The sequence below is a fragment of the Methylobacillus gramineus genome (genome assembly GCF_020532675.1).
GTDB lineage: Bacteria > Pseudomonadota > Gammaproteobacteria > Burkholderiales > Methylophilaceae > Methylobacillus > Methylobacillus gramineus.
In genome coordinates this window covers 605697-620143 of the sequence record NZ_JAJAVE010000001.1, presented here as the reverse complement: position 1 = coordinate 620143, position 14447 = coordinate 605697, and the positions used below count along the sequence as shown (strand labels likewise).

Sequence of the window (14447 nt, the reverse complement as noted above, 5' to 3'; positions counted from 1 at the left end):
TTACTGTCCTGACAATAATAGTTTCGTTTGTTCGGAGTTTGGATACTTGCGCCTCAATTGCAAAGCGTAACTTGCTTCCGCATCGCGGTTACCCAATTGTCGCTCAAGCTGAATCCCCAGCCAAAGCATTTCCGGAGTAGGTGAATTACTTTCCAGGCCTGCGCGGAGGTAATTCCGCGCCATGTCGTATTGCCCTCGCCCATACGCAATCACAGCAAGCTGATAGCCTGCCTGAAACAACTGGGGCTGAATCTGCAATGCATGCTGTAAATAGAGCTCTGCATTCTTGGTGTCACGTTTGCGTAGCAGACAAGTCCCGGCATTCATATACGCCACTCCCGGGGTGACATAGAGAGGATTCTTGACTGCTTCGGAAAACTGGATGATGGATTCATCGATACGATTACGCGAACAGAGAAAACTCCCGTAATTATTCCGCGTCTCTGAGCTATTCGGCTCAAGCTGCAGGGCTTTCTTGAAAGCCGTATCGGCTTTCACATCTTCCCGCAATGTGCCGTAGACAAGTCCCAGGCCATTTTGCGCGGGAGCATAAGTGGGATCAATCCGCGCAGCATCCTGAAACTCTTCCAGGGCGACGGCAATCTGGTTCTGGGCATAGTACCCGGCACCCAGTTCAGTATGTACACGGGCACGTTCGCGTGCAGCTTCTGTACTTTGGTTGGGTTCGTTGGCAGCACATGCAGTCATCACCAACCCGGCAAGCATCACCAGGATAACCTTCACGCAATCGCCTCTACTTTGATACGGCGCAGTGAGCGCTTGGTCTTGTCAAGCACCTTGCCAGCCAACTGACCACAAGCAGCATCGATATCTTCACCACGTGTTTTGCGCGTGGTAACGATATAGCCAGCCTGCATCAGGATATCGCGGAAACGACGAATATTGTCCGGCTTGGAAGTATCGTATCCACTGTTGGGGAAGGGATTGAAAGGAATGAGGTTGAACTTGCAAGGCACATCGCGCACCACATCCAGCAGCTGCCTGGCGTGCTCCAGCGTATCGTTTACACCGTCCAGCATTACATACTCGAAGGTAACAAAATCACGGGGTGCCTTTTCCAGATAACGCTGGCAGGCAGCCATCAACTGAGCTAATGGATACTTACGGTTGATCGGTACAATTTCATCGCGCAATTGATCATTGGGCGCATGAAGCGACACGGCAAGTGCCACCGGGCACTCATCACGCAGCCTATCCATCGCTGGCACCATGCCTGAAGTAGACAAGGTGACCCGCCTGCGGCTCAAGCCATAGGCTGAATCATCCAGCATAATGTTCATGGCAGCGACTACATTGTCAAAATTGGCCAGTGGCTCTCCCATGCCCATCATGACCACATTGCTGATAATACGCTCCCCCTTGGGATCACGGCCCAGTGCCTTATTTGCCACCCACAACTGCCCAATAATTTCGGACACACTGAGGTTACGGTTAAAACCCTGACGACCCGTCGAGCAGAATGTGCAATCGAGAGCACACCCTACCTGCGAAGATACACACAGCGTACCGCGCTCATTCTCAGGAATGAATACGCTTTCCACGCCATTGCCTGCGCCTACATCAATCAACCACTTGCGCGTTCCATCTTCTGAAATTTGCTCCAGATGGACTGATGGAGGCACAATCACTGCTTCCTTGGCGAGCTTTTCACGCAACGCCTTTGCAATGTCGGTCATCTGCTCAAACTCATTGACGCCAAAGTGATGCATCCATCGCATCAACTGCTTGGCACGAAAAGGCTTCTCGCCAATACCTTGAAAGTATTCAGCGAGTGCTGCCTGATTGAGATTGAGTAGATTGACCGTCATGCGTTTTAAACCTTAGCGGCTGTAAACATTGGACTGCGCAAAGAAGTAGGCAATCTCAATCGCAGCATTTTCAGCAGAATCACTGCCATGTACTGCATTAGCATCAATGCTGTCAGCAAAGTCAGCACGGATCGTGCCAGCATCAGCCTTTTTAGGGTCAGTAGCGCCCATCAGGTCACGATGCGTCAGCACTGCATTTTCGCCTTCAAGCACTTGCACAACCACTGGGCCAGAAATCATGAACTTGACCAGGTCAGCAAAGAAAGGACGCTCTTTGTGCACAGCATAAAAGTCCTCAGCATCAGCCTGAGACAGTTGTACTTGCTTGGAAGCGATAATCTTGAGGCCTGCATCTTCAAAACGAGTGTAGATCTTGCCGATCACGTTCTTAGCAACTGCATCTGGTTTGATAATGGAAAGGGTACGTTCAACAGCCATGATTACTCCAAAGAATGAATAGATAAAATTACTACGGAAAGACCGATAAAATACCATTTTAGCGGCTTAAAATAAAGCTGACTCGCAATTTAAGACCAATCACTACCATCTGTTACGACGCGCAAACCGCGTATGCAAAATTAAGCCATGATGATGACAGCCCCATGATCAAAGCATAAAACCACCAAGTCACTAGCTCTGGCAGCCTAAAACAAACCCTCGCCAGGCGAGGGTTTGTTCTATGGGCATATTAAACCCGGGCACTCAGCCCGGCAGCAAGCTGCGCTGCCTTCTGGCTTCATACAGGCAAATACCGCTTGCCACCGAGACATTCAGGCTTTCTACTGAGCCAAACATGGGAATATTGATTAATGCGTCACAGGTTTCCTCAGTCAGACGGCGCAAGCCCGACCCTTCAGCGCCCAGCACCAGCGCCAAAGGCCCAGACAAATCAGTGTGCAACAAGTCCGATGGCGCCTCTGCAGCAGTTCCCACGACAAACACACCAGCCTCTTGCAACTCGCGCAAGGTACGCGCTAGGTTGGTCACTGCAATAAACGGCACAGTTTCAGCCGCACCGCACGCCACCTTACGTACGGTGGCATTGAGGCCAGCAGCCCTATCTTTGGGCGCTATTACGGCATGTACGCCCATCGCATCCGCCACCCGCAGGCAGGCACCAAGATTATGGGGATCTTCAACCCCATCGAGCACCAGGAAAAAAGGCGGCTCCTTGAGGTCCGACTCCAGGATGTCATGGATATCCTTGTAAGGAATGGGTGTATCCACCACACGGGCAATCACTCCCTGATGACGGCCATTGATGCCAGCCATGCCATCAAGACGGGCACGTTCGACTTGCATGGTACGCACGCCAGCACTGTCTGCCATATTGAGCAGATCTTTCATGCGCGCATCGACACGATCGCGGTCTATCAATATTTCCTGGATGCTGGTGCCATGCTGGCGCAAACGGCTTAATACGGCATGAAAGCCAAATAAAATACGGGATTCACTCATTCAATCAACTAGCCTTTTTTACTCTTGTGGTTACTTTGGTATTGGTCTTGCCGCTAGATCTGGCAGGACGACTTGCTGGCTTTTTCCCTGGCGCCCGGGCTGCGGATCTTCTTGCCCTAGGCTTGATCGCTGACGTGGTTTCAGCAGCAAGCTGATCGCCCGCTAACTTTTCAGGGGCAGCTTTCTCTGCGGTTGGCTTTTTGATCACTGACCGCTTAGCCACTGCAGGCGCTTCAGCAACAACATGCTTAGCAGCGACAGGTTGAGCAAGCGCTCTTTTGCTGCCAGTTGCTTTGGCTGGGCTAGCTTTCGCATTGGCTGCGCGGCTCCCGCCCCTTGCGGGCCTGCTCGACGTCAGTGCTGGTTCAGAGGACTCTACCGAGCCATCCTCTTTATCTTTGGGCACCAGCATAAAGTCTATTTTACTGGTCTCCAGATCCACACGGCTCACTTTGACGCGCAGTCTATCACCTAAACGATAGCGTACTCCGGTTCGCTCACCCAGCATTTCATGCCGCGCCTTGTCATAGTTGAAATAATCATTACCCAGCTCGGTCACATGTAACAGGCCTTCAACGTAGACATTATCCAGCGCGATAAACAACCCAAAACTGGTGACGCCCGCGACGGTACCATCAAATACTTCACCTATCTTGTCCTGCATGTAATAACACTTCAACCAGGCTTCCACATCCCGTGTCGCATCATCTGCGCGGCGTTCAGTCATGGAACAATGTTTACCCAGCTCCAGCCAGTCCCCAGCCTTATAGCGATCACCAGTCAGTACGGCCTTGATGGCACGATGGATTAAGAGGTCAGGATAACGACGGATAGGCGAGGTAAAGTGAGTGTAGGACTCGTAAGCGAGGCCAAAATGGCCGATATTATCCGGGCTATAGACTGCCTGCTGCATAGATCGTAACAACACGGTCTGCAGCAAATGTTCATCCGGACGTCCCTTGATAAGGGCAAGCAGCTTGCCGTAATCCTTGGCATGCGGCGTATCGCCACCACTCACGCCAAAACCAAACTCACCCATAAAGGTACGCAAGGCTTCTAGCTTTTCTGGGGTAGGGCCATCGTGGATACGATACAAGGCAGGATGTTCATTGGTTTTAAGGAAATCAGAAGCACAGACATTGGCTGCCAGCATGCATTCTTCAATCAAACGATGTGCTTCATTACGTGAAGTCGCCTCAATCCGATCTATCTTGCCATTTTCGTTAAACACCATCAGCGTTTCACTACTCTCAAACTCAATCGCTCCACGCTGCTCACGTGCGGTCAGCATGATTTTGTAAAGCGAATACAGATGCTGAACATGCGGCACCAACCAGGCATATTCCCTGGCATTTTCGCCTGAGGGATTCGCGATCATGTCGAAGACTTTGGTATACGTCATTCGCGCCTTGGAGCGCATGACTGAAGGATAAAACTTATATTGCTTGACCTGGCCTGTATTGCTAATCTGCATATCGCAAATCATGCACAATCGCTCAACATCAGGATTCAGGGAACAGAGTCCATTAGATAACGCTTCTGGCAACATAGGGATAACGCGACGCGGAAAATAGACAGAATTTCCCCTGTCATAAGCGTCCTTATCCAAAGCGTCGCCGGGTTGCACATAAAAACTCACATCCGCAATCGCCACCACCAGACGCCAGCCTTTGCCCTGCGGCTCACAGAACACCGCATCATCAAAGTCACGTGCCGTTTCACCATCAATGGTCACCAGCGGCAATTCACGTAAGTCGATACGCCCTTTCCAGTCTTCCTCCTGCACCAGCTTGGGATATTTCTTCGCCTGTTTGACAGCGGCGGCAGAAAACTCATAGGGTAATTGATGCTTGCGCAGTGCAATCTCAATTTCCATCCCCGAGTCAGCGTAATTGCCAAGAATCTCAATCACCTTGCCCACAGGCTTGGCATGGGGAGATGGCTGCTCCGTCAGCTCTACGGTGACTACCTGGCCATCCTTTGCCCCCATGTCCAGGTGATAAGGAATCAGAATATCCTGATTCACACGCTTATCCTCTGCAGCCACAATCGTGACCCCATGGCTACTGATCACACGCCCAACCAGGGTTTTGGTCGACCGTTCCAGGACCTCAACAATCTTGCCTTCAGGCCGACCACGCCTATCCTGACCTGCGGGCCGCACCATGACACGATCCCCGTGCATGACCTGCGACATTTCGCGAGGAGAAAGAAACAAATCATCCCCATCACCATCTGGAATAAAAAAGCCAAAACCATCTGGATGGCCTTGCACCTTACCGGCAAGCAAGTTTATTTTTTCAGCGATGCACAACGCACCTTTACGATTCTGGATAATCTGCCCATCGCGCTCCATGGCGGACAAACGGCGCGAGAAAATTTCCTGCTCGGATTTCTTGATACCTACAAGCTTATAAAGCTGGTCAACATTGACCGGAACACCCTGCTCCGCCATCACTGAAAGAATCAGCTCACGACTAGGCAAGGGGTTGGCATAATTCTCTGCTTCGCGATTTGCAAAAGGGTCTGCTGCCCTTGCCCCTCTTGGCTTCTTCACTAGAGCGTCTTTTTTCACACTGGTTTTTTTAATCTGTTTTTTTTTCGTTGACAAAGTATAACTTTCCTATAAAATGCGCGGCTCATCGTTATTCGATGCCCAGATGGCGGAATTGGTAGACGCGCTAGGTTCAGGTCCTAGTGGTGGTAACACTGTGGAGGTTCGAGTCCTCTTCTGGGCACCAAATGATTCATCAAAAACCGCATTAATGCTTAACACTAAGCTGATGCGGTTTTTTGTTATTGGCTTACTTAACTGCAAAAACTGCTGTTTCTGAACATTCATGTGTTCATTGTCCCATTAATCCTGATGCAGGTCTAAAGTTTCATTCATCAGCTCTCCGCGCCATTCAGTTCATCACGCTTTTAAATTCACAGTCGTTGATCCTTTGAAATAAAAACAAACTGTCGACGTATGTTTATTGGTCGATTGTTATTGCTGTTCCTTTTTCAATTTTCTAGCTATCCCAAACCAAAAAGAATGCACCAAATTGGAACTTATGCATTTATTTTGGTGCACTTTTTCCACCGATAAGCGAAAATGCACTGTTTAAGAGCATTTTTTCAAAGATCAAATGGAGAATGGTAAATGAGGTATCAATCGGCACATGAGTTTCTTGCCGTCGTGGAAAAACAAAATCCTGGGCAACCCGAATTTCTGCAGGCAGTGACAGAGGTTATTGAAAGTCTCTGGCCATGGATCAGCAAGAATCCACGCTATGCTGAGCATGGTGTATTGGATAGGCTTGTTGAACCGGAACGCGCTATCCTGTTTCGTGTGTCATGGGTAGATGATCAGGGCGAGGTTCAGGTCAATCGCGGTTATCGCATTCAACATAACGCGGCTATTGGTCCTTACAAAGGCGGCCTGCGTTTTCACCCATCAGTCAATCTTTCCATTCTCAAGTTCCTGGCATTTGAACAAACATTCAAGAACGCGCTCACCACCCTGCCTATGGGCGGCGGTAAGGGCGGATCTGACTTTGATCCCAAAGGTAAAAGCAATGGCGAGATCATGCGTTTTTGCCAGGCTTTTGTCAGTGAGCTGTTCCGCCATATAGGCTCTGACACCGATGTTCCCGCTGGCGATATTGGCGTAGGTGCTAGGGAAATTGGTTTTATGACAGGCATGATCAAGAAGCTGACCAATCGCTCTGACTGTGTACTTACAGGTAAAGGACTCAGCTATGGCGGCTCATTGATTCGCCCAGAAGCCACAGGCTATGGCACCGTCTATTTTGCTGAGGAAATGCTGCGCCATACTGGCCGCACCCTGGCTGGTCAGCGGGTTTCTGTATCAGGCTCTGGCAATGTGGCACAATTTGCCATTGAAAAAGCCATGGCACTGGGTGCAAAAGTCATCACCGCCTCAGATTCCAGTGGTACTGTTATTGATGAAGAAGGCTTTACTCCGGAAAAACTGGCGATTCTGATGCAGGTGAAAAACCAGGAATACGGACGTGTCAGTGACTATGCAACCCGCATAGGAGTACGTTTTGAAGCGGGTGTTAAACCATGGCATGTCAAAGTGGATGTAGCTTTGCCATGTGCGACACAAAACGAGCTGGATAAAGCAGATGCTGAAACCTTGATTGCCAATGGGGTGATCTGCGTTGCCGAAGGTGCCAACATGCCCTGCACAGCTGAAGCAATGAAGCTATTTGACAAGCATCGTACCCTTTACGCCCCAGGCAAAGCTACCAATGCAGGTGGCGTAGCCACCTCCGGGCTGGAAATGAGTCAGAATGCCATGCGCCTTTCCTGGACACGCGAAGAAGTGGATGCACGCCTGTTCGACATCATGAAAGGCATACACAACGCCTGTACCCAATACGGTCAACGTGAAGATGGCACTGTTAACTATGTGGATGGTGCCAATATTGCAGGCTTCGTAAAAGTAGCGGATGCCATGCTGGCACAGGGCGTGATTTAACTAAGAGCCTTGGATATATAAAAAAGAGCACCCTCGGGTGCTCTTTTTTTGTCTAGGGCCGGAGAGATTAGCTAGAACGGGAAACCAAAGTTAAAACCAAACGCAATATCCTTGAAAGCATTACTACGCCCGCCTCCTGCAATGGCCTTGGAAAGCGAGAAGTCCAGGCTGGTGCGGTCCGGCTGGTCACTCAGCAGACGTATTCCTATGGATGCCGAGCTCAGGCGATCACGCTGGTTGGTAGCGGTATTATCATGGGATCTCGCGGTTTCCACCAAGGCATAAGGCTGCAATCCCGCCACCTGGTAGAACGGAAGCTTATAACTAAATGGATACAGACGATTGAGCTCCAGGGTAATGCCCCAACCTGAATCTCCGACCAACTGGCCTGGACGATAGGCTCGCCCGTGTTGATAGCCGCCAAATAATACTTTCTCAGTGATGGGCAGTGCATCAGGTGAGTATTGAGCCGTTGCCGATAAGCTGGTACCCCAGCGATCCGGGAAGTAATTACGCTGAATATAATTAAACACATATTTAGTGAATTTAAGGTCTATCGGATTGCGTAAGTCTTCATCGCTAAAATTACGCGTAATTTCTCTTGAGGCTCCTAGCGAATCCAGGCCTTTACTTAAGGTTAACTGCAGGCGCCTGGCCTGGGTGGCGGAGCTGTCACTATAGGCCAAGCCAGCCGACAGCGTCCGGACGTCCGAGGTCACCGTGGCTGAATTACCAGTAGCCTTGCTGGTAATCTGGTCTTCAAATTTATTGGCTGTAAGCGCGACCGTGCCTATCAGGCTTTTATCGCGTTTTAGCATAAAAGGGTAAGACAAGGAGGTACTGAGCCTAAGTGAGGTGACTTCCCGCTGCAAGCCATCGGCAAGTTCAGCCGTGGGGCGTCCATCATAACTGGATGCCTCTACCCGCAATATCATTCCTTCTTTGCCGACAGGCTGGGCATAAGTAGCGGCATAGTATTTCTCGTTTTCCTCTGACAATAAGGTAGAAACTGTAATCTCTTCCGCCAGACGCGTATTGCCACTTCCCTTCACAGTAAAAATACCCCGGGTAAATGGCTGTACGGTTTCCAGTCGGCCGATGGCATCAAACGCCTTGCGATCTACCTTGAGCAGTAACTCACTCCCTCCATCCATTTGCTGCGGCAAAGGCAAGGAAGCCTGGACTCTCAACCCGGGCAACAACCCCAGCATAGTGGTATAGCGCTCCATGGCGTCGCGCGTAAGGGGTTTTTCGGTGAGCAACGGTGCCACTATCTCGCGAATTTTTTCCTCGGCAGCGCCAGGGTTGCCCTCGACTTTCACCGAATTGACATGCCCCTCTATCACCACGACCTTAATGATGTTTTCATTGAAATTCTGCGCAGGAATATAACAAAACGATAATGGCAAACCCCGCTGTTGGTAGAACTCAGTCACCTTTCTGGATAACTCTATGATTTGGGCAATGGTGACCTTCTTGTTGGCATAAGGTGAAAAAAAGGCACTTACCTCCTCAAACGGTAACGCCTTCACTCCATAGATGCCGAAACTCTGGGGTTGTACCTCAGTATCCAGCACTTTCTGGACTTCCGGTGAAACCGTGATTTGCGTCTCTACATTGACTTCCGTTTGCGGCCTGATCTTAGGCATTTCTGCCTTGGGTAGTGTGTCAACCGGATTCTCTACCGCCAGGCTAGCGGTATTGCTTAACAAGGTGCTGACTGCCAACATCCAGGACAGACCACGCTCAAACTTATTGTTATTGTTGTTTTTCATGCGAGACAAAGCTCCAATTGATACGAAAAATCCCGGTGCAATCTATGCCACCGGGATTTTTATTTCAGGCGAGATTCACTTACTCAACTACACTGTTAACGTATACCCAGTAGGCCAGTGAGAGGAGCGAGCAAATTAGCATTATTATTCGCAGTATTTGTTGCGGAGACAGTACCACCTGCTGAAGCACTTGCCGAAACGCTACCTCCTGTCACAGTAGAAATCACATTAATCACTGGGGCAAGCAACCCTCCTCCAGTAACACCACTAGTACCGCCCAGCACATTACCGAGAGGTGCAATCAATCCACCTCCCGTAACCCCACCTAGCACATTGCCAGTGGGCAATGTTCCTCCACCGCCTGCCAGATTAGTTAATGGGGCCAATAATCCACCCGTAACAAGGCCTCCACCTAGCAAATTGGTCACTGGAGTCAGCAAACCACCCGTATTTCCACTAGCTAATACATTGGTCACAGGGGTCAGCACATTCCCCAAACCACCAAGATTGCCTGCAGACAGATTCAATACGGGGGCAAGAGCGCCGCCATTGCCATTGACCGCAACATCACTGGTCAATGGCAATACACCAGCCTGGCCTACTAATGGATCCAAAGTGGTTTGATTGCCTTGAGCACTAGTCAAAGGCAGCACACCACCTTCACCAATCACGGGATCAAGCAAGGCCACAGAGCCATTGCGTGCCTCACCACTAGTTAATGGCAACAGACCATTTTTCCCGACCAATGGGTCCGCTAGTGTCTGGTTACCAGATGCTGTGGTCAATGGTACCAATCCATTAGAACCTATTACGGGATCCAGTATGGTATTGGCACCAGCCAACACCCCTGTCACTGGCGCCAGAACACCTGTGCCTGTCACTCCCCCCAGGACGCCTTGGGCAAGGCCAGCTACCCCATCAACCGCCTGTTTACCAGTAGAGGCCACCTGCTCAACCAATCCACTGCCAATACCGGGCAATGCATTGCCACCACCCAATAAATCGGTCACAGGAGCCAATGCGCCCCCGGCTCCAGGCACAGCACCTGATAATGTAGTACCCACCTGGGCAACCACATTGCCAACCGTTGATGCAACAGGTGTCACAACCCCATCCAGCGTGCTGCCCACTGTGCCAGTTACCCCAGCAACAGGAGCAAGTGCATTCCCCGCTGTATCAAGCACAGGGTTCAGCACCCCACCGACAGTATTGACGACAGGTGCCAATGTATTGCTGACAGACACCAGTGCCCCACCAACAGGCGACAATGCGCCAGCAACTGGCTGTAATACAGGCTCAAGTACACCTGCAGCCGTATTAATGACTGGCGCTAAAGGCCCAGCCACAGGTTCAATCACCGCGCTGACGCCATTCAATACAGGAGTTACGATATTCCCTGTCGCAGTGGTAAGAGGCAGGCCCGCGTTTTCAACGCCATTGGCCACAGGGCCAAGCGCAGTTGCCAGTGGTGCCACTACGCCAGACAAGGAATTTGCAGTGGGTCCCAGCGCCGTAGCAAGCGGAGAAACCACTTCACCCAAAGCTCCTGTGACAGGTAACAATGTATTGGTCACAGGTGCCAAGCCCGCTGTTAAGGGTGCCAATGTCGCCACAGCAGGTGTCAGCAAGGGTGATAGCACAGAGAATACAGGTTCCAGTACAGGGTCAATCGCAACACCCAAAGGATCAATGACAGGCTGGAGTGCGGTAGTAACAGGCTGAAGAACCCCGTTAGTCAGATTATTCACAGTGTTAATCGTGTCGTTCAACGAGCTATTGCTCGTTTCACTTAATGCGCTGGTAGTAGTCGTTGTGCTATCGCTAGACGATGTTGGTCGCACATTACTGTTGCCGCCACCATCACACCCTATCAGTGCAATAGAAGAGCACAACACAGCCAGCTTGATTGCATGATGTACATGGACATTAGATTTAGTGGACATTTTAATTCCCCTCAAGGTTAAAGAACCATGTTGTTGATGGTTCCCGATCATTAACTCCAGACGAATCGCAGCGCCGGTTGTTGTACAGATTGATGCCCACCATATGCCGTGCTCGCTTGTTGTCGTGAGGCATTAACACACCTTACAACTATCATTTTTATCACTTTTATCAAAAGTGTCAATTATTTTGCGAAAAATAACCGTAAGATTGAAGATCTTGAGAATGATAGAAAAACGCTTTAAGGGCGTACTTAAAGGTCTAGAGAAGTGTTAAGGCAGAGTTAAAACAGGTGAGAATAAAACAACAGATAAGCAGATTTACTACGATGGGAACTTTAGAGAGGCTTAAATTATGAGTTTTTGAAGCTGCAAGTTAAATTTTATCTACTACAGCCTCTAGTTTTTTCATCCACAAAGTTACTTGCGTGCCCACGCCATAAATAGATGAGACGTCGATCCAACCATCATGAATTTCCATGATTTCTTTCACCAGGCACAAGCCCAAGCCCGTACCGGGAACATTACCTGAAGTATCTGCTCGATAAAATCGTTCGAACAAACGGCTTAAATGCTCCTGGCTCATGCCGATCCCATGATCCTGAACACTGATGCCCAGATATACTTTCTTGTGCTTCTGTTTCTCAAGGATTTCAAGCTTGATCATGCTGCCAGGTTGAGAATACTTATGCGCATTGGATAATACATTCATCAGTGCCTGAATGATTTTGTCGAAATCAACCGCCACCATTAATGTCTGCTCATTGAGCAGATAGTCAATCTCACGCCCTTCACCATTTACCACGAACTCCTTGAGCGCAGTATCCACAATATCAACCAGTTTGTAGGGCTTGATATCAAATGCCATGCCTTTTCTGGCTTCAATTTTTGCCAGATCAAGCAAGTCATTGATCAGCTTAGTCAGGCGGGTGGATTGCCGATGAACAGTGCTCAGCATGTCTTTTTGCTGCTCGGCATTGAACTCCCGCTTGAGTAACAGCTCGGTAAACCCATGAATACTTGACATAGGGGTTCTCAGCTCATGGGCGGCCATAGAAAGAAACTCGCCTTTCATACGATGCAGCTCTGACTCTTGAGTGATATCTCGGAAGTAATGAATTGTGCCAACAAAGCGGTTATTTTCATCATGGGCTTGACGCATAGAGCGCTTGATCACGGTTAATTTAGGCTTGGCAACCCGCATCACCACCGCATCATGTAGATCCAGATCAGAAACGGCATCACATTCAGGACATAAAGAAGCGATCAGGCGCTCAAACCCATCCTGAGTAATATTTTCCATCTGCTCCGATACTAGCCCCGTCATGCGCAGAAATGATGGGTTGACCCAGGTCAATTGGCCAAACTGATTAAATGTGACGAATCCATCAGGACTCAATTCGAAGGTACTTTTCAGTATCCCCAGCAAACGACTCGAGAATTCGAGGGCATTCTTTTTCTCTGTGATATCTCGGGCAATGGCAATGTAGTTACAAATATTGCCCTGAGAATCTAGCAACGGTTCGATATCCAGATCAACCCAATAAGCATCCCCACTCTTGGTTTTTCTAAGCAGCTCAGCCTGATAGCCTTGCTTAAGCTCAAGGCGCTCTTTAATCTGCTTCACCGCCCCCTCATCGGCATCCAGCAAATCTCCAAGATAACGTCCTAGCACTTCTTCTGCATGGTAGCCAGAACGTTTGACATAGGCTTCATTCACCCATTCGATATAACCCATCGAATTTGCAATCACCACTGAGTTATCGGACATGGAGACAATATGAGTCAATGTCCTTGATTCAGACTCCTTGATGGATAACAAAGCATGCGCCTGGAATAACTGTTTTTTCTGTACCGTGAGTTTGCGCTTGGTATTACGTGCACTTTCAAGCGCCTTGAATTTAGCGCGACTCAAGAGCTGCAAGTGTGGGGATGATCGATCGAACTGCGCTTGTGAGACCTCTTGTGTATCCGCAATCCATGGCGAAAGCAGAAAAGCCAAATTATTGCCCTGATGCGCTGCCACCTTACCCCCCAATAACATGCCGCTGGCTTTATGTCTGAGTAAGCAAAGCTCATCTCTGGTCGCTAACAAGGTGTTCAGACAAAATATCTCAATAGGAGAAACAATCTCAAAACACTCTGCAATACAGGTTTTATCTTCAAAGGAGGCATCAAGTAACTTAAAACTATGACCGTATTCCAAGATGTTCAGTTGGCTATCCACGATGATATGGAACGGGAACATCTGCAAAAGCTCAGCCCCTTGAACATCGAGAGAAACAACAGGATTAAGCTGGCGTATCGATTTTGCCATGATGTTGAATACTTATGCTGGCAATCAGACTCTCAATAATTGGCTCAAGATAACTGAGCGCCACAGGCTTGTGAAATACCTGAATCTCCTCAGGTAATCCACCGACATCTTTAATGTAGTCAGCATTTAATGCGGTCATCACAATGATGTTTAAGCGGTCAAAATCTTTAGAGCGCTTCAAATGGCGAATCATCTCAAAGCCATTCATGCCAGGCATGTTCAAATCTGTCACCAATAGATCAGGCTTTTCTCGCCCCAGGCTGATCAGGCCTTCAAACCCATCGGACGCCACATCTACCCTGATTGGAAACTTCCAGCTGGAGAAGAAATAATAAAATAAGTTTCTCAACGCACTATCATCCTCCACTAGCAGAATATGGAACAATCTTTTCCCATCCTTCCCTTCTGAAGGGTTGATTGCTTCCTTGCGTTGATTAAGAATAACATCTACAGAGGTACTGGAAATGCGTCTATGCCCTCCTGCTGTTTTCCAGGCTTTCAGCACACCTGACTCTACCCATAACTGAACGGTTCTAAGTGAAACCTCCAATATTTTGGAAGCTTCTCGGGTAGAAATGAAGTTTTCTTTCTTTGATGTTAACCGGTCAGGCATGATGAAATTCTAAAAGCGAAATATTT

At 49.1% G+C, this 14447-nt stretch carries 10 protein-coding genes and 1 tRNA gene; 2 read left to right on the top strand and 9 right to left on the bottom strand.

Features of this window, described 5'->3' with window-relative positions; genetic code table 11:
* The 5 genes from pilW to rnr all read right to left on the bottom strand — a co-directional run bounded on the left by pilW (position 1) and on the right by rnr (position 5898).
* The gene (pilW, locus tag LG201_RS02895; protein ID WP_226770672.1) at positions 1-744 is read right to left on the bottom strand and encodes a type IV pilus biogenesis/stability protein PilW; all 744 of its coding nucleotides are present in this window, start codon (positions 742-744) and stop codon (positions 1-3) included.
* Positions 741-1829, bottom strand: a complete 1089-nt coding sequence (rlmN, locus tag LG201_RS02890) for a 23S rRNA (adenine(2503)-C(2))-methyltransferase RlmN (protein WP_226770671.1) — start codon at positions 1827-1829, stop codon at positions 741-743. Before rlmN ends, pilW begins: the two co-directional genes overlap by 4 nt.
* Positions 1830-1841: 12 nt before the next feature.
* Positions 1842-2267, bottom strand: coding sequence for a nucleoside-diphosphate kinase (ndk, locus tag LG201_RS02885; protein ID WP_226770670.1), 426 nt, complete (start codon positions 2265-2267; stop codon positions 1842-1844).
* A 264-nt stretch (positions 2268-2531) separates the two neighbouring features.
* Entirely contained in the window at positions 2532-3287 is a 756-nt protein-coding gene (rlmB, locus tag LG201_RS02880) for a 23S rRNA (guanosine(2251)-2'-O)-methyltransferase RlmB (RefSeq protein ID WP_226770669.1), read from the bottom strand.
* A 4-nt stretch (positions 3288-3291) separates the two neighbouring features.
* The gene (gene rnr / locus LG201_RS02875) at positions 3292-5898 is read right to left on the bottom strand and encodes a ribonuclease R (RefSeq protein ID WP_264193257.1); all 2607 of its coding nucleotides are present in this window, start codon (positions 5896-5898) and stop codon (positions 3292-3294) included.
* Positions 5899-5941: 43 nt separating this feature from the next.
* On the opposite strand from rnr, the gene LG201_RS02870 reads away from it, so the two are divergent.
* Positions 5942-6028, top strand: a tRNA-Leu gene (locus LG201_RS02870).
* A gap of 404 nt (positions 6029-6432) precedes the next feature.
* The gene (gene gdhA / locus LG201_RS02865) at positions 6433-7776 is read left to right on the top strand and encodes an NADP-specific glutamate dehydrogenase (protein WP_226770667.1); all 1344 of its coding nucleotides are present in this window, start codon (positions 6433-6435) and stop codon (positions 7774-7776) included.
* Between the two features lie 71 nt (positions 7777-7847).
* Here the strand turns inward: gdhA and LG201_RS02860 are convergent, their stop codons facing one another.
* From LG201_RS02860 to LG201_RS02845, 4 genes are all read right to left on the bottom strand, one after another.
* Complete coding sequence (locus tag LG201_RS02860) at positions 7848-9551, bottom strand: ShlB/FhaC/HecB family hemolysin secretion/activation protein (protein ID WP_226770666.1); 1704 nt, start codon at positions 9549-9551, stop codon at positions 7848-7850.
* A gap of 95 nt (positions 9552-9646) precedes the next feature.
* The gene (locus LG201_RS02855; RefSeq protein ID WP_226770665.1) at positions 9647-11494 is read right to left on the bottom strand and encodes a hypothetical protein; all 1848 of its coding nucleotides are present in this window, start codon (positions 11492-11494) and stop codon (positions 9647-9649) included.
* A gap of 373 nt (positions 11495-11867) precedes the next feature.
* Positions 11868-13808: a PAS domain-containing protein gene (locus tag LG201_RS02850; protein ID WP_226770664.1), complete on the bottom strand. Its 1941-nt coding sequence runs from the start codon at positions 13806-13808 to the stop codon at positions 11868-11870.
* Positions 13783-14421 carry a response regulator gene (locus LG201_RS02845; RefSeq protein ID WP_226770663.1) on the bottom strand — a complete coding sequence of 213 codons (639 nt, stop codon included), beginning with the start codon at positions 14419-14421 and terminating at the stop codon, positions 13783-13785. The genes LG201_RS02850 and LG201_RS02845 overlap by 26 nt, the downstream gene beginning before the upstream one ends.
* Positions 14422-14447: the final 26 nt, after the last annotated feature.